Source organism: Candidatus Poribacteria bacterium, from assembly GCA_028820845.1.
Classification (GTDB): domain Bacteria; phylum Poribacteria; class WGA-4E; order WGA-4E; family WGA-3G; genus WGA-3G.
The window spans coordinates 63345-85184 of sequence record JAPPII010000004.1; the positions used below are offsets into that span (position 1 = coordinate 63345).

A 21840-nucleotide genomic window follows, 5' to 3' on the forward strand; every position below is an offset into this window, starting at 1 on the left:
GCCATCCAAATGTCTCTATTCGTCCAGAAATCTCTATCTCACAAAATGCTGGACAGTCAAAATTGCGTAAGTCCTGATAGTATAAAAACCACGGAGGCAAAATATTGGAAACCAGTCGGATGCCGGACGTAAAATTACATCCCGGCGAACAACTGCACGGCTTTGAGGTAAAAGCCGTCACGCCAATTGAGGAATTACGAGCAGTAACGATTGAATTGGCACATCAACACAGTGGCGCACGCCTGCTACATATCTATACGAACGACACTGAAAATCTTTTCTCCATTAATTTCCCGACCCCGCCATCGGATGATACCGGGGTCCCGCATATCCTTGAGCATGCCGTCTTGGCAGGATCACACAAATTTCCGGTGAAAGAGCCGTTCTTTGAAATGATTAAAATGAGCATGGCGACCTTTATCAACGCCATGACAAGTTCCGATTTCACCTGTTATCCGGTATCGAGCAACGTGAAAAAAGATCTCTTCAACTTGGCGGAAGTCTACTTTGACGCGGTCTTCCATCCATTACTGACTGAAAACACCTTCAAGCGCGAAGGACATCATCTCGCACCCGTTGATCCTGATGATCCGATAGGCGATTTAAAAATAACAGGCATCGTCTATAACGAGATGAAAGGCGCATTCTCGGACCCAGAAGCCTGTTTATACCGTTCTGTGATGAGACGACTCCTCCCGGATACGCTTTACGCCAATGAATCCGGCGGTGATCCAGATGCCATTCCCGATCTGACCTACACGCAGCTGAAGGGATTTCACGAAACCTATTATCATCCAAGCAACGGCTATTTCGTTCTTTACGGCGATATTCCAACGAGCGACTATCTCACCTTCCTTGCCGATAGGTTAGATAATATCCCGAAGAATGCAGCAAGTACGGTGCTACGTCCACTACGTCCAGAGGTCACACACCAACCGAGATGGGACGCGCCACGGACAGCAACGGATACCTATCCTGTTGGTGCTGATGAACCGCTCACGGAAAAAACGTATCTAATGCTCAGTTGGCTCATCGGAGACGCGACCAATCCGGAAGAGGCGGTTCTTGGTCGTATTATGAGCCTCATTCTGCTCGGTAACGAAGCCGCACCGCTCCGTAAAGCGATTATTGATGCCAAACTCGGTGCGGACATTGTTTTCTCCGGCGCAAGTTCTATCGGACCAGAAGCCACTTTTTACCTCGCACTCAAAGGGAGTGAAGCCGATCGCCTTGAAGCCTTTAGTCAATTGGTCGTTGATACCCTAACAGAGATTGTTGATTCAGAGATTGATAGCGAAAAAGTTGAAGCAGCATTCCAGCAAGCGACTTACCACTACCAAGAAGTCGCCTCGATGTTCCCGCTCCGCATGCTCTACCGAGTCATTGAGGGATGGATATATGAGAAGGATTCGGACACCTTCCTGAAGATGGGTCAAACGCTTGATACGGTTCGTCAGCAGTGGCAAGAGAATCCATCAATTTTCAATGAATTTATCCGAGAGAGGCTTATCGAAAACCCCCACCGTCTCGCCAGTATACTATCGCCAGATCGGGACATGCAGGGAAAGATTGAGGCTGAACTCGCAGAACGGATGAAAGAAACACGCGCACAACTGACAGATGAACAAGTCCAGCAAATCGCTGCGGATGCCGCGGAACTGGAGCGTCTCAATGGTGTTCCCAATTCACCGGAAGCGTTGGCAGGGCTGCCGCAGCTTCAGGTCAGTGATCTCCCTGAAAAACCGAGACATATTCCGACGACGGTTGAAAGTATCGGCGGACAGGAGCTGCTACGCAACGATGTTTTTGCCAACGGTGTTAACTACCTCGTGTTGAACTTCGATTTGCAAGGATTACCGGAACATCTCTGGACGTATTTTCCCAGATACGCAGATGCGATTAGCAAACTCGGTGCTGCCGATATGAATTACGAAGAGATGGCACAACGAACATCAGCCGTCACTGGCGGGATTGGATGCTCACCCTGGTTTTCTACGCACGCACGGGATGCGGATCGGGCCTTGCGAGGTCTATCCTTTCATCTCAAAGCACTTGATAATAAAATAGATGCTGCGCTCGATGTTCTGCATGACCTGCTATTTGCTGTGAACCCACGCGATACGGAGCGCCTTCGGGATGTCCTGCTCCAAGCCGTTGCGGAATATCGCACGGAGATGATTCACGACGGTTCAAGTACGGCGATTCATCACGCTTCACGGGGGCTTTCATCAAATGCACATCTCGCGGAATTAATCTATGGGCTGCCACAACTCCGCAACAGCGAAACCCTTCTCAACGGATTCGACGAACTTAATGCCGACCTTATGGGTCATATAGAAGGGATACGCGATTTCTTGCTGACGCGTGGACGGGTAACCGCCAGTTTCACGGGTTCGGATACCGCTTTTGAAACCACGCGGACGAAACTCGGGGTGTGGCTTGACGCGATGGGAGATGAACCGGTGACCTCGCAACCCATTGCGTTTCAGCAGTTTGAGATACCCCCAAGAGAGGGATTAGCGGGTCCCATTCAGATTGCGCACTGTGCACACGTAATGCCAGCGCCGCACTATTCACATCCGGATTCAACGCTCTTGACGATCGGGGCGCATCTCATTCGACTCGATTACATACTCAGTGAAATCCGTTTTAAAGGCAATGCTTACGGTGCAAGGTTCACCTATAGTCCTTATGATGCCGTGCTGTGTCAGTCCTCGTTCCGTGATCCGCATGTTGCACGGACGATCAACGTCTTTGAACAGACTGTTGACTACGTTAAACAGATAGAATGGACACAGACGGACATAGACCGAGCAATCATTGCTACGGCGAAGGATGGTGAGAAACCGATTCGTCCAAGTCAAGCCGCAAGCAGTGCGCTGAGTCAACATCTCGTTGGGCAGACGCGCGAGATGCGAGAGGAACGCTACGCGCAACTCCGCCGTGCAACGCCGACTGAGGTCAAACGGGCACTCCTTCAGCTCTTAGAAGAAAACCGAGATAAAGCGGCGGTGTGTGCCGTTTCCAGTCGTGAGAAACTGGAAGCCGCAAACGCTGAATTGGCACAACCGCTTGTTATTGAAGACATTTTAACCTAAATCATAAGGCAGTCGGCAGACTGATAATTGTAGGACTTACGCACCCCACTGGTAGGGTTTTTGCTTGGGTGTTTCTTCACGGTTTCCAAACGCACCGAATCTTGTGAAAATAGGCAAAATTCAGTCATTTTGCGTAAGTCCTGAATTGATAAGGAGGATGAAAATTAAAATGGTAAAAAGAATTGCACTCTTGACGATCTGTATCTTTGCTTTAGCGGCGATTGCGTTGATAGCGTCACAACCTGACGGTTTTGAGAAAAATTGGCATCACTGGCGCGGTCCGTATGCTACGGGGGTCGCAGTAGATGCGAATCCGCCCATCACGTGGAGTGAGACCGAAAATGTGCGTTGGAAAATCGCTGTTCCGGGCGTAGGGCATGCCACACCAATCATCTGGGGAGACAAAATCTTCGTCCAAACGGCTGTTGAAGGTACAAAAGCAGAATCTGAAGACGACGACAATCCATTCGGCGGTTTCTTTGGCGGAAGGGATGACGGTCCGATATATAAATTTACCCTTCTCGCTATTAGTCGGAGTGATGGCAGCGTGCTTTGGCAGAAGACGCTTCGAGCAATAGTGCCTCATGAGGGAACACATCGAGATGCAACCTACGCTTCAAATTCGCCGGTCACCGATGGTGAATTCGTCTACGCCTACTTCGGTTCACGTGGGCTTTATTGTGTGGATATGGACGGCAACGTGAAATGGGAAAAAGACGTTGGTATGATGTATAAAAGCAATACCTTTGGTGAAGGCAGTTCCCCAGTTCTCTACGACAACACGCTCGTTATCGTGCAGGACCATGAGCGTGATTCCTTCATTACTGCGTTCGACAAGCGGACCGGGGATGTCTTGTGGAAAACCGATCGCAACGAAAGAACGACGTGGTTCTCTCCGATTGTTGCTGAACACGATGGGAAACCACAGGTGATTACGACTGGCACAAATCGTGTCCGTGGTTACGATCTCGCAACGGGTAAACTGTTGTGGGAAGGCGACGGCTTAACTCGCAATGCTATTCCTTCACCGGTTGCTGCAGGTGAATTCGTTTACCTCATGAGTGGTTTCCGAGGCAATGTCTTGCAGGCAGTTTCCCTCGCCTCTGCAGCGGGAGATATTAACGACTCGGATGCTATCGCATGGGAATTTAATCGCGATACACCCTATGTGCCATCACCCCTCCTCTCTGACGGTATACTTTACTTCCTGAAAAGCAATGACGGTATCCTGTCCGCTTTCAATACCGAAACCGGAGAGGCACATTATGGACCGGTACGGCTCAAAGGTGTTTCTGGCGTTTATGCCTCTATTGTTGGCGCGGCGGATCGTCTTTACGTTGCTGGACGGAATGGGGTCGTGAACGTTGTTCAACAGGGTCCCGAATTTAAAATCTTGGCAGAAAATACTTTGGACGATAGTTTCAACGCATCGCCAGCGATTGTAGGGAACGAGTTATACCTCCGCGGTGGGAAGTATCTCTATTGTATCGCGGAGTAAGTAGCAATTAGCAGTCAGCAGTCAGCAAATCAACGGTATGAATGCCTTATGGCATTCCCCGGGATTGCTGACCGCTGACCGCTATCTAATATGTCGCTCTTCCACCACTCACATCATAACACTGACCCGTCACAAAACTCGCCTCATCCGAAGCCAAGAAATTCACGACCGCCGCAACTTCTTCCGGTTGCCCAACGCGCCCCAACGGAATCTTACCCACCATATAATCAATCGTTGACTGCGCCATACCTTCCAAAATCGGTGTTTGAATGACAGCGGGAGAGACGGCATTCACACGGATATTATAATCCGTTACCTCTTTAGCGAGTGCCTTTGTTAGGGTGATAACCCCTCCCTTAGATACCGAATACGGAATCAACGTCGGATTGCCCTCTTTTCCAGCAATTGAGGCGATATTCACAATTCTGCCGTAATTCTGCGCAATCATCGGACGGATAACCGCTTTACAACATAGAAAAACGCCTGTGAGATTTACGCCTATCACGGCATCCCAATCCGCCTCTTCTAAGTCGGTAAGTGGGAGTGTACGTCCCGCGATGCCGGCATTGTTAACAAGGATATCAACGCGACCGAGCGTGGAAATAACCTTCTCAACGGCGGCGTTAACGTCAGCGGACTGTGAGACATCGGCTTGAAGGGGTAGCGACCTGCGTCCGATGCCCTCAATTTCCTGTGCCACCGCTGCTGCTGCATCCATATTCAAATCCATGATAGCGACATCCGCGCCAACGTTGGCGAGTCTGACGGCTATGGCTTTTCCGATACCTTGTCCAGCACCTGTTACGATAGCGATTTTATTGTCTAAATTCATATGCTAATTCTCACTTGCCAAGTGCAAGCTTTCTCTCCTCTCTTCCAAAAATGTGTCTAATTCAATTCCAAATGCGTCTGCTATCCGATTGACATAACAGAAAAATCCGACAACCTCCACAATAGCGAAAAGTGCCTCGTCCGTCAACCCATAACTGCGGAGATGTTCCAAATCTGCCAGTGTGACAGCAGACGCTGATTTTGTTACCTTAACAGCGAATTCAAGAATCGCTTTCGTGGTATCGTCAATATCGGCAGTTCGGAAATCCTTCGTAAAAGCTGCAATCTGTTCGTCTGTGAGTTGAACCCGCAACTCATCTGCGTGTGCAACGATTCAGTAGTGGCATTCATTCACTTTCGAGACGACAGTCGCGATCATCTCCCGTTGCATCCGAGTCAAGGGGCAATCCTCATCGTGCATCACTGCTTTGTAAAGTTCGACAAAGGCGCGCATGCTTTTCGGGCGCGCACTAAAAAGCCTGACGATGTTGTAAAGTTCACCCGCCCGCGCGATAGCAGCGTCGTATTCCTCTTTCACGATACCCGTTGCATCGGTCTCGTCTACAGTCTGAATCCATGCCATGTGTTACTCTCCAATGACAACCCCATATTCCCCGACAACCGCACCTTTATGCCCTGTCTGGTAGTGCAAGTGCCGTTCACCGATAATGGGTTGTGTGCTTTGGACTTCAACGGTGCCACGAACTTTTCCCATTGCCCCCTCATCTAAATCCACACAACAGAGGGGCTTAATCTGGCGATGCACCTGCCGACGAATATCACCGTTTTTATTCCGAACGATAATATTGACGAAGGCATCTGCTTCCCCTACATTGAGGAATCGGAACCAGTCCCTAGCACCCGCTGCGACTTCAGGGAAGAAAAGTCGGATACCCACATGTCCACCCTCTGCGGATGCACCCGGTAGGTCGATAATAGCCGTTCCGCTTTGCATGTGCCGTTCTGCGACAACGGGTTGATCGCTACGGACCTCTACGGAAGATTTCACTTTAATGTCATCCATATCCGGTGTCCAGCACTCAAAAGGTCCCAAGGGGCTATGTCTTTTCGTCCATGTTGCTTGTGCGTTATCGTCCTTACGCGCAATCATGGTTACCTCAGCAGGTTCCCTGCCGACGTTGACAATCACGACCCAGTCTTCCCATGCGGGTCCGACCTCAGGAAAATAGAGCGTGCGAGGCGCATCAGCGATCACTTGCCCGAATTGCCCAACGGATGTTTTCCCACCTTGGTAGTGGAGATGACGTTCTGCCACAATCGGTTGCGAACTCTGCATCTCAACCGTGCCGGTGACGTTCCCCATAACGCCTTCGTTGAGATCCCAACAGCAGAAAGGTTTGATGACGTGGTGGCGTTGCCGAAGCACCCTACCGTTTCTGTTTCGGACGGTAATGTTGACGTGTGCGTCCGCTTCACCGACGTTTAGGACCCGAAACCAATCGTGTGCGCCTGATACCAATTCTGGAAAGAAAAGTCGCTGTCCGACTGTCTCGTATTCTGGGGCTGCACCGATAAAGTCGAGAACGTTTGTGCCCCTGTGCATGTGCCGTTCGGCGACAATCGGTTGATCCGCACTGAACTGCATTGAGGAGTTTTCCTTTATCGCCTCAACGTTTGGTGTCCAGCACTCGAAGGGTTGTATCGTTTTCTCTTCTGACCATGTGGGTTGTCCGTTACGGGCATGTCTGGCTATCGCTGTTACGCGCGTCGGTTCCGTGCCGACGTTCGTTACCTGAACCCAGTCTTGCCACTGGGGACCGACTTCTGGGAAATAAAGCGTTGTTGCACCTGCCATTCGTTCCTCCTATCTATTCATTGTGCCTATTTAATTTTTTTAATCCTATAGGACTTACACACTCCATTGGTAGGTGCGGTTTCCAACCGCACCTACCCCTGATAGCAAGTGTCTTCATCATATCAAGATGGACGTTCTGACGCAATTTTGCGTAAGTCCTATTCTATCTATTACTAAGATGTATAAAATTTTGACGCGTAATTCTGACCAATAACCAACAACCATAAAACTGACAACTATCTCTATTTTAACTTGCATATATATCTATTTTCCACTACAATTTCGGTCAACGTCATTTGGTGTGAGAAATTCGTCCACTCTGCAAGGACTTACGACTCTACCCGCTAAATGACCTTCACAATCCCTACACACATCTTGAGGAGAAGTTTTAATGGCAGCGAAAAAACTCTCGGACGCTGAAATTCAGGAAAACCTCGAACAACTCAGCGGTTGGACCATGGAAGACGGTAAATTACACAAGGAATTCCAGTTTGATACTTTTGTTACTGCGTTCGGATTTATGGCACAACTTGCCCTAATTGCTGAATCAATGAATCATCACCCAGAATGGTTCAATGTCTATAACCGCGTGACAATTGATTTGACGACCCACGATGCAGGCGGCATCAGCGAATTGGACTTCCAGTGGGCAAAACACGCAGATTCGATTAGTGACTAATCTGATGAACAGTACATGTCCAGATAGGAGAGGCGTATGGAAAAAATAAAAGTCTTAATTGGCAGTCGGCAGGCACCGGAAATTGAGGCGATGTTATCAGACGTTCCAGAGAACGTGGAAGTGAGTTTCCTCCCGCATGGAGACCCGTTGCGCGCACATATCGCCGGTGTCGAGATTTTATTTGGGCACATCGGTGAAGACGCAATGTCTGAAGCAAACGCATTGCGTTGGGCACACCAACCACATGCCGGCGTTGAGGGATTCATGTACCCGAGCTTCAAAGCGAGCGATGTTGTCCTCACAAATTGTCGGGGCTTATACGGCACACAGATCGCCGAACACGCCTTCGCGCTCCTTTTATCCCTTACCCGACACATTCCAATACAGTTGGAATTTATGAAGACAAAACATTGGGAGCGCACACAATGTATTGAACTCGCGGGGATGACGATGGGCATCCTTGGACTCGGTGGTATCGGAAGGGCAATCGCTGCACGTGCGCGCGCATTTGAATTTGAGGTCGTCGCTGCGGATGTTGAATCAATTGACAAACCCGATACTGTTTCGGAACTCTATAATTTGGACGGATTGATGCCGTTTCTGGCGCAGTCGAACATCGTTATGGTCTGTTGTCCGAGCACACCTGAAACGCATAAACTCCTATCACACGCACAGTTCAGTCAGATGCCAGACAGTAGTTACGTCGTGAATGTGAGTCGCGGCAAGGTTATTGACGAAGAGGCGTTGGTAGCTGCGCTTCGGAGTGGGAAGTTAGCAGGGGCAGGGTTAGACGTGACCTACACGGAACCGTGTCCACCAGAGAGTCCATTGTGGGAACAGGAGAACGTAATTTTAACTTCGCACAGTGCCGGTGCTTCACAGCACATTCGGAGACGCGCCATGCAACTCTTTATCGACAACCTACATCGCTATGTTGCAAGTGAACCGTTGGTTAACGTTGTTGATAAGACGAAGGGCTACTAAATCGTAACACAGAAATGGAGAAAAAATGAGCCAGAAAACATATCGCGCCGCCGCTATCGGGCATACCGGAGCAGGCAACTTTGGACACGCGCTTCATACCCCATATAGAGGTATAGACAACGCTGAGTTTATCGCTGTCGCTGATCCGGACGAGGCTGGCAGAGAAAAAGCCGCAGCAGAGGCAGGTGCGGTCCGCAGCTACGCTGATTATCGGGATATGCTTGAGAAAGAAGACCTTGATATTGTAAGCGTCTGTCCGCGCTGGACGACTGAGCATGTGGACATGGTGACTGCGTGTATTGAGGCAGGATGCCACGTTTACTCTGAAAAACCGATGACGGCAACACTCGCCGATGGCGATCTAATTGTTAAAACGGCGAAAGCACACGGCAAGAAGGTTGCAGTCGCACATCAGGCGGTCTATCTCCCCGCAACCCATGCAATTAAGAAGATGCTCAACGACGGAAAGATCGGCACTGTCCAAGCCATTCATGCCAGTGGTAAGCAGGACCATCGCGGTGGTGGGGAGGATATGATCGTCCTTGGGACCCACCTATTTAATATGATGCGCTTCTTCGTCGGTGATGTCGCATGGATGCAGGGACACGTTACCAACAACGGCAAAGAGGTCGCTTATGGTGACGACCACAAGCCGACGGAACCTGTTGGACCCGTTGCTGGCGATTGTATCAACAGTTACTTCTCTTTCAAAAGTGGTGTCTGTGGTTTCTTTGAATCCCGGAGAGATCAGGCGGGTTCTGGTCGATACGGTATGGAGATCGTCGGCAGCGACGGTATTTTCTCGCTCCGCGGTGATGTCGCAAATCGACTTATGGTCTACCCCTATCCCGTCCTTGTCCCTGCAAGTCCAGATCAAGCGTGGGAAGCCATCGACTTAGACGACACACCTTTCTCCAGTGGTAATGATCTTGCTATTCGCGATCTCATTGATGCGATTGAGAACGACCGAAAACCAATTTCCGCTGCTGAAGACGCGGTCGCTGCACTCGAGATGATTCTCGGTGCTTATGAGTCCCAACTCTCTGGCGGACGCGTCTCCTTCCCAATTGCAAACCGCGCGCATCCGCTGAGCAGATAATTCCGAAACTATTATATGTTTGGCGAGGTCTCTGTGCCTCGCCACCTTCCTATGCCGGTATGATTTTCCGCACACCGTTTTCATAGCGGATCTCATAATCGGTATCCGGCACCTCCATCGCACGGACAGCGAGCTCACCAAACGTGACGAGCGGTTCGGAGAGCAGTAGCAATTCATCAAGCGATTCGGACGGTGTCTTTTCTGTTGTATCCAACACAATCTTGCGTCCTTTTTGCGCAAATAACGACCTATCAATCTCCTCTTGAAAGAGGCGTTTGAGCTCTGGAATATCGGCTTTTTTGATAATCTGATATTCGTGCGGGTCTGTCTCCATCCGTTCTACGATCGCCTCATCGCTGGCATCAACGTGAATCATAACGACATCCGGCAACCGCGCTTCAATGACCTGTGTTTCGTATCCACGCTGGGCATTAATATGGTACTTTGAGTAATACGTACTGTCTGGGTCATCTCCATAGAACGAGGAGTAGACGAGTTCCTCGATATGCCAACCTGCAATCATCGTATTCGGATAGTTTTTGATGACTTCAACGTGGTATTGGAGTTGCATCCGCTGCATCCGCTCCTTCACATCGTCGGGGAAATTCACGTACGCCGCTCTTGATTCTGGGCTGAGGGTTGAATCGGGGATAGTGAAGTGATCATCGACGTGAACCATCAATTTCCGGTGCCGATAGTAGTTCGTCAACAGGTCTACCAGCGTCGATTTTCCAGCATATTCGATACCGACAAAAATACATCTCATAAGAAAGACCTCGCTATTGAATTGGTGTGAATGAACAACGTTCCACAGTGTGTCCTTATATCTATCACGAAAATGGAAAAAAGTCAAACACCTAATTCCTGTTTCCTATTTCTGATGTCCTTGACAATGGGGCATTTACGATGTATAATAACTTTATCCAAAATTGAACATAACGAAATTATCTTAATCCAAAAATATTCACTAAATGTTAACAATCGGCAACCTCCACATTTCAGATTTCCCACTACTGCTCGCTCCAATGGAAGATGTGAGCGATCCACCTTTTCGCGCCGTCTGCAAGGATAACGGTGCGGATCTCATGTACACCGAATTCATCTCCTCCGAAGCACTCATCCGCGATGCCGCGCCGAGCGTTGCCAAATTGGACATCTTTGAAGCAGAAAGACCCATCGGTATCCAAATTTTTGGTCACGACATCGAAGCCATGCGCGCTTCTGTCGAAATCACCGAACGCGTTCAACCCGATATTATCGACATCAACTATGGCTGCCCCGTCAAAAAGGTTACGTGTAAAGGCGCGGGTGCCGGTATCCTGCAGGACATCCCTAAAATGGTGAAGATGACCGCCGAGATGGTAAAAGCCACGAAACTCCCTGTCACCGTCAAAACCCGACTCGGTTGGGACGATAAAACGAAGTACATCGTCGAAGTCGCTGAACGCCTACAAGATGTCGGTATTCGAGCCATCGCGATTCACGGCAGAACCCGTCGGCAGATGTATAAGGGCAGTGCCGACTGGACACTCATCGGTCGGATTAAGGATAACCCGCGCATGAAGATTCCGGTGTTTGGCAACGGTGATGTTGATAGTCCACAGAAAGCAGCGCAGATGCGCCAACAATACGGCGTTGACGGTATTATGATTGGACGCGCCGCCATCGGTTACCCTTGGATTTTTAACGAGATAAAACACTATTTCGCGACGGATGAATTGCTCCCACCGCCCTCCATAGATGAGCGGATCGCCGTCTTTAGAAGACATCTCGATTTCTCTATTAAGTGGAAGGGCTTAAAACTCGGTCTCATTGAGATGCGTCGGCACTACAGCAATTATTTCAAGGGCATTCCCTACGTCAAACCTTTTCGCAACCGCCTCGTTACATCTGATAGCTACGACGATGTTTTAGGGATTGTAGAGGAACTCCGTACGCACGCCTTAACATCGGTTCTATCTCTGGTAGGAAACCATCCAAGTGCCGATACCCTACCAAAAAATGCTTGACGTGAAAGCCAAATAATTTTATCATACCTCTCAGAAAACACATCTCGGCAATAAAGGACGGACAATGGATAAAATACCCTTTATGAAACTCAGTGGTGCGGGTAACGACTTCGTGATTATCAATAATTTTGCGGAGATTGTGGATAGCACCGATACAAATTTTGTGACGAAACTCTGTCAACGCCGCATGTCAGTCGGTGCTGACGGCGTGCTTCTCGTTGAAAAAGCGGACGACGTTGACTTTCGTATGCGCTACTTCAATGCTGATGGCGGCGAGGTAGAGACTTGTGGAAACGGCGCACGCTGCATTTCCAAATTTGCCTACCTAAACGGTCTCGCGTCCGAACAGATGCGATTCCTGACGAATGCTGGAATTTATGAATCTGAAATCGTCGGTGAGAACGTTAAAGTGCGTATGAGCGATCCAACGGATATCCGACTCAATGTCCCGCTGCAATTGGATGATGGAGTGCACACCGTGGGCTTCGCAAACAGTGGCGTGCCGCACGTCGTTTTCTTTGTGGAGGACTTAGAGGACACGGATGTTTTCGATCTCGGTCAACAGACGCGGTATCACGATGATTTCAAACCGGCTGGGACGAACGCCAACTTTATCCGAGTCCAATCCTCTGCGTTAATTGATATTCGGACGTATGAACGCGGTGTTGAGGATGAAACACTCGCTTGTGGGACTGGCTCGATTGCGTCGACGATTGTCGCTGCGACGTTAGGCAAGGTGGAATCGCCAGTTGATGTAAAAACAGCGAGTGGTGCGGTTTTGAAAATCCATTTTGACGTGGAAAACGGAGAAGCTCGGAACGTCTATCTTGAAGGCGATGCCCGCGTGATCTACGTGGGTGAACTCACAACGGACGCGTGGAATTATTAAAAGTAGCAGGCACACGCCGTTTGCCATAAGCATCGTAGCAGGCACACGCCGTTGTGCCGTAAGCATCAAGGAGGGTTTACTTACATGTTTCAAGGCTCGTATGTTGCACTGGTCACACCCTTTAAGGACGATGAATCGCTTGACGAGGCGAAACTCAAGGAACTGATTCAATTTCAGCTTGACGGCGGCACACACGGCATCGTCCCGTGTGGCACAACAGGTGAATCCCCTGCGCTGTCTGAGGCTGAACACGATAGGGTCATAGAAATTACAGTTGAGACGGTGAATGGGCAAGTACCTGTCATCGCCGGGACGGGTTCCAACTCAACGACGCGCACCCTACGCGCAACGCAGCACGCCAAAGCCGCTGGTGCGGACGCTGCGCTAATTGTCACGCCCTATTACAACAAACCTACCCAAGATGGGCTGTATGCCCACTACATGAAGATTGCCGATACAGTGGACATCCCGATCGTCGTTTATAACGTTCCGGGGCGTTGCGGTACGGACATCCTTTCACCGACGATTGCGCGGCTCGCTGAACATCCGAATATCGTCGCCCTCAAAGAGGCGACCGGTGAACTCAAGCGCGCCAGTGAAGTCGTCGACTTATGTCCCGATGATTTCGTTGTGCTCTCCGGTGATGATGTGAACACGCTGCCAATCATGGCTGTCGGCGGTAAAGGCGTTATCTCTGTCGTCGCAAACGTCGCACCGGCAGACGTTGCTGAGATGTGCAATGCTTTCCATGCAGGCAATCTCGATCTCGCCCGTAAACTCCACTATAAGACGTTATCTTTGGCGGTGGATCTCTTTATTGAAACGAATCCCATTCCCGCAAAAACCGCCCTCCAACTGATGGGCAAACTCAACGGAAAATTGCGGTTGCCACTCGCACCGATGACCGCTGCGAATCTTGAATCCTTACGGAAGACGATTAAGGAAGCAGGATTGATTTAATGAAAAAAGTAGAAGGTGCGGTTGCTGACCGCACCTTTTTCATTCTGCTCTTCTTATAGCCTTGCAAGGGAAGCTCAAAAGCTCATGAACCTATCTGCCCTAAAGGTGTCTTCATTGTTGAGTATTGGGGCTGTAGCGTATTTATTGGCTTTCTTCACGCATAGCACTTTAAGGGAATGGCAACTCATATTGGCGGTGGTTATGGGAGTAGTGATCGTTATTGTCATTCCCGTTCTATACTTACAAAATACACATATAAGCAACAATAGACCCTTACGACTCAGCGAGTCCATTTATGCTTTCATTTTTGCTGGACTGGCTACCACTCCTGTATTAGCAACTTGGATCAAGGGGACAGCGGACGCGTATCTGCTACTTGTTCTGGTGGCGATGACGACTGTTATTATACCTATTTTGTATGTAGAAAATACACGTTTAACTCGTGTAAATAGCTACGAAGAATCCGATATCCGTCTTTACCTTAAAGGACTTATTTTTGCCGGATTTTCTATTGGCGTTGGACTCATAGGTTGGGGTAGTGGAACAATGAGTACGGTTATTGTGAAAGCAATACCTCAATTTCCCGAATTGCTTCTGGTTAAATAAAACTGATACAAATAGCGTGTTTAACCCCTTGCATTCCAGAGGCGTTCTATGTGTCTAAATAAGTGGCAACTTGGGTTATGATAGAACTTATAATGGGGAGGTTCGATGACCTTCTTACCTTTCTATACATTGTTTTTGGAGGAGTGCTTATAGGATTTATCCTCATAATATGGCTGGCTTTATGGATATACAAGCACTTCAGGTGAAAACATTGTGAAGGAAACTTTATTCGATTTCTTCAGTAGATTTTGCAATCGGTTTTGCGTCCGCTAAAATCCGTCCGGTAACAACCGATGCACCGCGTCAATTACCAACTGCTCAACACCCGGCGCAAAACGGGTCGGCGGACCGAAGTAGAGCATGGCACCCCCACCTTCATAACCGCCTTCTGCTAACACCCGCTCAGACGGAATATACCCCGGAAATGCGTTCGCGTACGCACCGACCCAGAGCCGTTTGGCGTCCAACTCACGCTTCAGACGGAGTGAGTAATCGACGACCACCTCACTTGCCAGGAAAACAACGGCAAGTTCGTTGCCAAATCGCCACGCCTGCACAGGATAGGAGAGTTCCGTTTGTATCGCCTCTCCGCGCTGCAAGCGTTCAAGGTGCTTTTGTGCGTGATAGGCATCGTGACCACCCGCTGCAACGCGTGCCTCCCACTCTTCACGGGTCGGTAGCGTGTCAAACGGCAGATTGACCCTCTCAAACGCACCGATCGGGACACTGGAGATCGGTTTTGCGTCTCTTGTTAGCATCCGTTGGATTTCTTCTGAAAGTGCCTCTCCATGGGCTTTCGCATACGCCAAACGCGTGCTGAAAACCTCTTCTTCGCCATCAGGCATCGGCATCATCCGCGATTCAGGATTCGCATCAGCACCGCAGCCGATTGTGATGAGGGCAGTTACACCGGGAAGTGCGCTTTGGATATCCTCTTGGGCAAATCCTGCCCAGTCGCCACAGATGTGGTTGTCTGTACCCGCCAACGTCGTGCAGTGACACGCATAACTTGCCCACACAGCGCGCAACGTCCCATCTTCACCTTTGACTTGCAGGCACGGCAACGAATGATCTACCGGTCCCCCTTCGGTTCGCCGATTCTTTGCGAAACCGAGTTCTCCGATGCTCCACGTCAACTGTGACGGCTCGCGATTTGCGAGTGCTTCCAGTGCAACGGCTTCCATCCAGTCGGTGAGTTGACGGGTATACCGATCAATCTTCTCCTGATGCGCTGGCGGTATATCCGTACTGAACAGAAACGGTGCTGCATTGGTTAAACACGGCGCGCTGTGTGTATGTGAAAAACAGGCGACGAAATGCGCACGGGAAATCCCTGTCTTTTCTTTCATTCGGCGCGACACTTCCTCAGTGAGTTCGTCCGGTAAACCGCAATTTTCGACTGCAACCAAGACAACGGGATCCTCAGTATCGTCCCCAATAGCGAGTGCCTTTGCCCATATCGGCTGAATGATGCCGTCGGATTCTTCGCGACGGCTGCCATAACCACTCAGTCGAATCGGATAATCTGGCGTAATGTCCACTTCGGCAACGCCAATCTGAATAACGTTATTTTTAGCTGTCATACGGCTTAACTCCTTGAATGAGATAGGGTTTACGCGGTAAAAAACTGGTAGGTGCGGTTTCTAACCGCACCGGACATTACGAATCTATTTTTTGCTCTGCATCTTGAATTAGAGTCGTAAGGTGAATGCCAATAGGTGTCGGTTTGATGTGTAGGTGAAACTTCCCAACCCGAACGTGTATTCCAAATAAGTAGTACCGAGCCTTAACCCCGCACCAACTGAAAAGTATAGCGTTGCGTTTTCACGTCCTGCCCCGGCTCGGAGTGCTGTTGTTATTAGATATCCACTGCTCCACGTTTTGTGTAATTCAGTCCCAACGGCGAAACCGAGTCCGCTCTGTCCCGTATCCCGCCAAATATCTGCCCCCACTGCAATCCATTTCAGAGGTTCATAGGAGATCCCTATACCAAATCGAAACGGCAGAGGTTCTACTAAATCTGCCCGTAGAAGGTTTTCAAAGAGGATACCTACCTGTAGCGGTGGGTTTACATGATGCGCATCGAGCCATACCTCGCGTTGCAACCCAATATCTAATTCTAATCGGTTGGCTGTCCTGTCATAAGTCGGTTGCTGTTCGTGAACAATATCCCGAACTCTATCTCCGAATTGTAGTTCTTCCGTAATTGCCGCTATCAGTTGCTCCGGCGCATGCACATCTACGTCGGGACCGTGCCGTGCTGCGAGGTTCAAGGTGGACACAACCGCCCCGGTTTTCACGTCCTGTGCGATCCACTTTAATCGGACCCCTATGACCGATCCGGCGACTTTGCGGCTAAGTCCTACCACCCAATTATCTTCACGGAACAATGAGTAATCTGTGATGAGATCGGTTTCAGCGGAAAACCGACGGGCGTTCGTATTGTATTCAGCACGAGTCGCAGAGAGCGTAAAATTCGCGTAATTGGTGGATTTAGCGTTGTATCCGGCACTGAACCCCCATTCGTTGAAGGCATGTGAGTAGTAGATTGACGGATATAAATCTGTATTGACTTCAGCGGCGAACTGGTTTCTACCGTGTTTCGGCAGTTCTGTCCAGTGAAGATTCTCAGCGGCGATGCCGAACGCAAAATTGTGGTGTTTAACCGATACAAGCGATGCCGGATTCCCAAATACACCCGCGTCATCTGCAGATGTTGCGATACGGGTGCCACCCATACCAGCAATACGGAGCATCTCATTTGCCTCGCTGGCGGTGGGTATAACCGCCACTAAAAGACAAAGTGTTGAAATACGCATAAAATGTCGGGCGCTAAAAAACTTCAATATTCGCTATCCGCTAATCGCTATCTGCTATTTAATCGTTAAAAAATTCCACACGCATCACGTCAGCGAAAATGTCCTCTAACGTATGTTTCACCTCACGCAGCTGGCGGAGTTGGACCCCGGTATCGTAAGCGAGTTTGAAGAAGATTTGTGTATCCGTCTGTTCTCCGTTTTCGGATGTAACGTGAAGGCGTTTGTCGGGTCGCAATTCAATCTGGTAATTATGACGTTCCAGAGCGTCAATATAAGCATCGGTGTCGCCTACGATTTTCAAGTCGTATGCTCGTCCTTTCTCCCTTCTAAGTGCGTCTATCTGTGCATGCGCAGCAACACTTCCGTGTGAAAGTGCGATAATCTCCTCACATGCGGACTCTACATCGGGAAGCAAGTGCGAGGATAAAATTACATTGATATTTTTATCGGTTGCGATGTCTTTAACGAGTTCAAGCATTTCCTCTCTACCATTGGTATCCATGCCGTTTGTCGGTTCGTCGAGCAGTAGCAACTTTGGATCGTGTATCAATGCTTGGGCTAATTTCACGCGCTGTTTCATTCCAACGGAGTATTCACCCACGATGCGGTAGCGTTCTTCGTCTAACCCAACGTAGTAGAGGACTTCGTGTGCCCGTTGCAGGGCATCCCGTCTCGGCATCCCACAGAGTTCACCAGCGTAGGCAACGAGTTGGACAGCAGTCATTCCCGGAATTAAACATTCGTCTTCTGGCATATATCCGACCTGTCTGCGTATTTCCAGCGGTTGTCTCTCTACGTCCATTCCAAATACCGCTGCACTGCCTTGGTTGGGTTTGACGAAACCGAGTAGCGTTTTAAGCAACGTGCTTTTTCCGGCACCATTGGGTCCGAGTAAGCCGACAGCACCGCCTTGCACCTCCAACGAGAGGTTATCTAACGCCGCAGTCGTGCCAAAAAAGAGTGATACATTCTTGATTTCAATTAGCATTCTTTAAAAATCCGTTTCACGCGGGACCCTATCTGCGTCAATATCTCATAAGAGATCGTTCCTGCGCGGTGAGCGATTTCATCAACCGTAATTTCAGCATTTTCCTGTTTACCAATCAGTACCACTTCATCACCGACGGATACGTTAGCTGCATCGCTGAGCTGCACCACGCTCACGTCCATACAGACCCTTCCGATGATTGGACACCGCACACCACCGATGAGTACCTCACCGACCCCAGAAAGCCCACGCGGATAGCCGTCGCCATAGCCTACCTGTACCATCGCGATACGGGTCTGGTGTGGTGCTTTGTGGGTCAATCCGTAGCTAATGCCTTCCCCTTCTGAAACAGAACCTACCCATCCAACCCGTGTTTTCCAGGTGAGGGCTGATTCTAACGCAATTGGTTTTTCGGATGCAGGATAGATGCCGTATAAACTCAAACCCGGACGGATGGCATCGAAATGCGATGCTGCAACCGCAAGTGTTGCTGCGCTGTTCGCTGCATGAACCATCTTTACACGATTGCTTACAAGCACCGATGAAAAACGTTTTAGTTGGACAGCGACAAAACTTTTATCCGTCTCATCTGCAGTCGCAAGGTGTGTAAACAGCCCTTCAATCTCAAGTTGCTCCAGTGTTTCGAGTTTCTTTAGAAACTGCTTCGCCTCCGTCCAACGAACACCGCTCCGATTCATGCCTGTATTGATATTAACGTGAATCTTTAGGTTTCTCGGCGCAACTTCGTTTAATCGACTCGCGAACTCCCAATCCGCTACCGTTGGTGTCAATTCGTGTTCAACGATTTGCGTCGCTTCCTCAGTCAGAGAACTAAAGAGGATAAGAACAGGTTTGTGGATCCCTGTCTGACGGAGCCTAATTCCTTCTTCAGCTGTTGCGACTGCGAACATATCAGTGACTGTGGACAACGTTTCTGCGACGCGGATCATCCCGTGTCCATAAGCATCTGCTTTTATAACGGCGATGAGTTGTTTGCCAGCATAAGCCTTGATTGCTTCAGCGTTTCGCCGAATTGCCCCCAGATTGATTTCTGTGTGTGTTCGGAAATAATGCATGTTGTCTTTTGGTTCCCGTTGCGCCAATAGAGGAATTATATCACAGTCTGTCCAAATTTCCTAATTGTTTCGCAGACTGTACCGGTAGGACTACCGGTTTTCATGATCCTCCGTTCTGACTACTGGAGGCGGTGTTGCCTTGAAACCACAGAAAAAGCAGGATAAACACGATTGAGTTTGCCAACAACATCGTTGAGATAGCGTTAATCTCTGGGGTGATGCCGAACTTCAGCATGGAATAGATATGGACGGACAGGGTTGTGTAGCCAACGCCAGCAGTAAAGAAGGTGATGACAAAATCATCTATGGAGAGCGTGAAGGCGAGCAGCGCACCGCCGATAATTCCAGGGGCAATAAGAGGGAGCGTTATCCGCCAAAACGTCTGCCACTCGTTGGCGCCCAGATCGCGCGCTGCCTCTTCCAGTGTGTGATCATAGCCTTGTAAGCGGGCCCGGACGACAACGGTGACGTACGCGATGTTGAAAACGCCGTGCGCGATAATTACAGTGAGCAGACCGAGAGGGATGCGGACTTGCACATAGAAGGTCAATAGCGCGATCGCCAGCACAATGTCGGGGATGATGATCGGAAGATAGAGGCATCGTTCAAGGGCAGTTCGGAAACGAAACCGATGCCTCTCTATAGCAAGTGCCGCTGTTGTACCGATAACAGTTGCGATACAGGTAGCAATACCCGCAACAATCAAACTGTTTCGACAAGCTCGCCATAATGCCGCATTTTCAAACAGCTTCGCATACCAACCCAAGGTAAACCCTTGCCAGACAGAAATCTGTTCACCGCTGTTGAACGAGAACACGACAACTGCTAATATCGGAACGTAGAGGAACAGATAGACCAGACCTATATTGCATTCAAGAATCTTTTTCATCATCGTCTATTTTTGTAGGAGCGAGCTCCTGCTCGCGACTTTCACTACGACTCACACTTTTCAATCGAATCGGTAAGGTTTTCGCTTGGGTATTTCTGCGGATTTCTTCACGGTTTGGAACCGCACTCAACATTACCGAATTTATTTTTTTCACACAGTTAGAACGGTATTAATTAGTTTCAGGCTCGTTCTGCTGTAAAGAGCGAAAGTATAGTATCGTACCAACAAGTACGATGCCCATCAGCATAAATGAAAGCGCGGAGCCAAAGGGCCAATCCCGTGCTGTTTTAAATTGTCTCTCAATCACATTCCCAATGTAGCTCACTTTCCCACCACCGAGCAAATCTGGGGTTAGGAACGCACCGACCGTCGGAATAAAAACCAGCATCGATCCCGCGAGAATACCGGGCAGACTCAACGGAACAGTTATATGCCAAAACGCATGCCGTGGCGATGCCCCTAAATCTTGTGCCGCTTCTAACAGCGACATATCTAATTGCTCCAGTGCCGCATACAACGGGAGTATCATGAACGGAAGGTAACCGTAGACGAGTCCTATCTGCACCGCTAACGGCGTATTCAGTAGTTCTAACGGTGTCCAATTAGGAAAAACAGCCCCAAAGAGGCTGTTCATAAGTCCTTCTGTGCGTAGAATCAATATCCATGCGTAGGTACGGATAAGGAAGTTCGTCCAGAACGGAACAACAACGAGGAGTAATAAAATGTTGCGGTGTTTCGGTCTGTAGCGCGCCAGATAGTAAGCGAACGGATACCCGAGCAGCAGACAGATTGCAGTGCAGACCAATGCTGTTGATACGGAACGCCAGAGGATACCGAGATACAGTCCATCAAAGAGGCGTTGATAGTTTTCGAGGGTAAAAATCCATCGCACGCCACCGTACGTCCCGCGCTCTATGAAGCTATAAATGAGTACGGACACAAGTGGGAGCAGAAAAAAACAGAAAAGCCAAAAGACGACTGGGAAAAGGAGGATGAGAAGATGGTAATTACGACGCATTTTTTTTGATATTATCGCTCCTGTTTATCCTCAATCTGCATCATTTTTTGGACGTTCTTAATGGTTTTGTAGACGAACCGGTTGTCTTGATCGAATTGGCTTGCAATTTTATGGAATACTGTCGCTGTGTTGGTGTTACCATCGAATCCATGCATTACCATGAGATCCCAAATTTTCTTTTCGGTATCCGCAGCATCCTTAGCGGTGTTAAGCATCTGTTCGATCTGTCCGATTGAGAGCGTGATTTGGTGGATCGGGTAATCTTCATTTAATATCGCAATAATTTCATCAAGTTCGGGGTTTTCCCAATTTTCAAAAGCTTTCAGGATGGTCGCCCAAATCACAGTGGCACTCAGTTGCGTTTGCGTCTGGGTCCAATGCACTTGCTCAATTCGGTGAGGTTTGCACTTATACATACGGATTTCGCAAGTATCTTTAATTTTTACGTACCAGATGCTGCCTTCTTCGCCTCTAAACATGGGAGCTTGACTCTCATTCAAACCGATGAACTCCAATCGCCTATCAAGGTCTTGCTGCTCTTGCTCATAGTGCCACACATAGTCTTTTTCAACGGTGCCGAG

General features: G+C 49.2%; 21 protein-coding genes. 9 read left to right on the plus strand and 12 right to left on the minus strand.

The genetic code is table 11. The features are described from left to right. Positions 1-119: 119 nt before the first annotated feature. Entirely contained in the window at positions 120-3098 is a 2979-nt protein-coding gene (locus OXN25_00840; GenBank protein MDE0423392.1) for an insulinase family protein, read from the plus strand. Between the two features lie 169 nt (positions 3099-3267). Further along, positions 3268-4596, plus strand: a complete 1329-nt coding sequence (locus OXN25_00845; GenBank protein ID MDE0423393.1) for a PQQ-like beta-propeller repeat protein — start codon at positions 3268-3270, stop codon at positions 4594-4596. A gap of 85 nt (positions 4597-4681) precedes the next feature. Here the strand turns inward: OXN25_00845 and OXN25_00850 are convergent, their stop codons facing one another. The 4 genes from OXN25_00850 to OXN25_00865 are packed head-to-tail and all read right to left on the minus strand — an operon-like array spanning position 4682 to position 7243. Then, on the minus strand, positions 4682-5428 hold the full coding sequence (locus OXN25_00850; GenBank protein MDE0423394.1) for an SDR family NAD(P)-dependent oxidoreductase: 747 nt from the start codon (positions 5426-5428) through the stop codon (positions 4682-4684). Positions 5429-5431: 3 nt separating this feature from the next. After that, a complete protein-coding gene (locus OXN25_00855) occupies positions 5432-5740 on the minus strand; it encodes a peroxidase (GenBank protein MDE0423395.1) in 309 nt (102 codons plus the stop codon). 21 nt (positions 5741-5761) lie between these two features. Next, the gene (locus tag OXN25_00860) at positions 5762-6010 is read right to left on the minus strand and encodes a carboxymuconolactone decarboxylase family protein (GenBank protein MDE0423396.1); all 249 of its coding nucleotides are present in this window, start codon (positions 6008-6010) and stop codon (positions 5762-5764) included. A gap of 3 nt (positions 6011-6013) precedes the next feature. Next, positions 6014-7243, minus strand: coding sequence for a hypothetical protein (locus tag OXN25_00865; GenBank protein MDE0423397.1), 1230 nt, complete (start codon positions 7241-7243; stop codon positions 6014-6016). Positions 7244-7634: 391 nt separating this feature from the next. Here OXN25_00865 and OXN25_00870 point away from each other — a divergent pair, with 391 nt between their 5' ends. Genes OXN25_00870 through OXN25_00880 form a run of 3 tightly spaced genes read left to right on the plus strand, consistent with a single transcriptional unit; the run spans position 7635 to position 10005 of the window. Continuing rightward, a complete protein-coding gene (locus OXN25_00870; GenBank protein MDE0423398.1) occupies positions 7635-7922 on the plus strand; it encodes a 4a-hydroxytetrahydrobiopterin dehydratase in 288 nt (95 codons plus the stop codon). Between the two features lie 36 nt (positions 7923-7958). Then, a complete protein-coding gene (locus tag OXN25_00875) occupies positions 7959-8906 on the plus strand; it encodes a D-2-hydroxyacid dehydrogenase (protein MDE0423399.1) in 948 nt (315 codons plus the stop codon). Between the two features lie 25 nt (positions 8907-8931). Continuing rightward, positions 8932-10005, plus strand: a complete 1074-nt coding sequence (locus tag OXN25_00880; GenBank protein MDE0423400.1) for a Gfo/Idh/MocA family oxidoreductase — start codon at positions 8932-8934, stop codon at positions 10003-10005. A gap of 49 nt (positions 10006-10054) precedes the next feature. Here OXN25_00880 and OXN25_00885 read toward each other — a convergent pair whose 3' ends face one another. Then, positions 10055-10771, minus strand: a complete 717-nt coding sequence (locus tag OXN25_00885) for a hypothetical protein (GenBank protein ID MDE0423401.1) — start codon at positions 10769-10771, stop codon at positions 10055-10057. Positions 10772-10976: 205 nt separating this feature from the next. Between OXN25_00885 and dusB the strand changes: the two genes are divergently transcribed. From dusB to OXN25_00905, 4 genes are all read left to right on the plus strand, one after another. Continuing rightward, positions 10977-12014, plus strand: a complete 1038-nt coding sequence (gene dusB / locus OXN25_00890) for a tRNA dihydrouridine synthase DusB (GenBank protein MDE0423402.1) — start codon at positions 10977-10979, stop codon at positions 12012-12014. Positions 12015-12078: 64 nt separating this feature from the next. Further along, the gene (gene dapF, locus OXN25_00895) at positions 12079-12903 is read left to right on the plus strand and encodes a diaminopimelate epimerase (GenBank protein MDE0423403.1); all 825 of its coding nucleotides are present in this window, start codon (positions 12079-12081) and stop codon (positions 12901-12903) included. A gap of 84 nt (positions 12904-12987) precedes the next feature. Next, the gene (gene dapA / locus OXN25_00900) at positions 12988-13863 is read left to right on the plus strand and encodes a 4-hydroxy-tetrahydrodipicolinate synthase (GenBank protein ID MDE0423404.1); all 876 of its coding nucleotides are present in this window, start codon (positions 12988-12990) and stop codon (positions 13861-13863) included. A gap of 21 nt (positions 13864-13884) precedes the next feature. Continuing rightward, positions 13885-14469 carry a hypothetical protein gene (locus OXN25_00905; GenBank protein ID MDE0423405.1) on the plus strand — a complete coding sequence of 195 codons (585 nt, stop codon included), beginning with the start codon at positions 13885-13887 and terminating at the stop codon, positions 14467-14469. 269 nt (positions 14470-14738) lie between these two features. On the opposite strand, the gene OXN25_00910 is transcribed toward OXN25_00905, so the two are convergent. The 7 genes from OXN25_00910 to OXN25_00940 all read right to left on the minus strand — a co-directional run. Beyond that, positions 14739-16052 (minus strand): neutral/alkaline non-lysosomal ceramidase N-terminal domain-containing protein, encoded by a 1314-nt coding sequence (locus OXN25_00910; protein MDE0423406.1) that lies wholly within the window; start codon positions 16050-16052, stop codon positions 14739-14741. Positions 16053-16160: 108 nt separating this feature from the next. Further along, positions 16161-17288, minus strand: coding sequence for a hypothetical protein (locus OXN25_00915; GenBank protein MDE0423407.1), 1128 nt, complete (start codon positions 17286-17288; stop codon positions 16161-16163). A gap of 58 nt (positions 17289-17346) precedes the next feature. Continuing rightward, complete coding sequence (locus OXN25_00920) at positions 17347-18276, minus strand: ABC transporter ATP-binding protein (protein MDE0423408.1); 930 nt, start codon at positions 18274-18276, stop codon at positions 17347-17349. Continuing rightward, entirely contained in the window at positions 18270-19352 is a 1083-nt protein-coding gene (alr, locus tag OXN25_00925) for an alanine racemase (protein MDE0423409.1), read from the minus strand. Before alr ends, OXN25_00920 begins: the two co-directional genes overlap by 7 nt. Positions 19353-19452: 100 nt before the next feature. Continuing rightward, entirely contained in the window at positions 19453-20244 is a 792-nt protein-coding gene (locus tag OXN25_00930) for an ABC transporter permease (protein MDE0423410.1), read from the minus strand. A gap of 166 nt (positions 20245-20410) precedes the next feature. Beyond that, on the minus strand, positions 20411-21259 hold the full coding sequence (locus OXN25_00935; protein MDE0423411.1) for an ABC transporter permease: 849 nt from the start codon (positions 21257-21259) through the stop codon (positions 20411-20413). An 11-nt stretch (positions 21260-21270) separates the two neighbouring features. Then, positions 21271-21840 (minus strand): hypothetical protein (locus OXN25_00940; protein MDE0423412.1); only part of this gene is annotated, 570 nt, incomplete at its 5' end.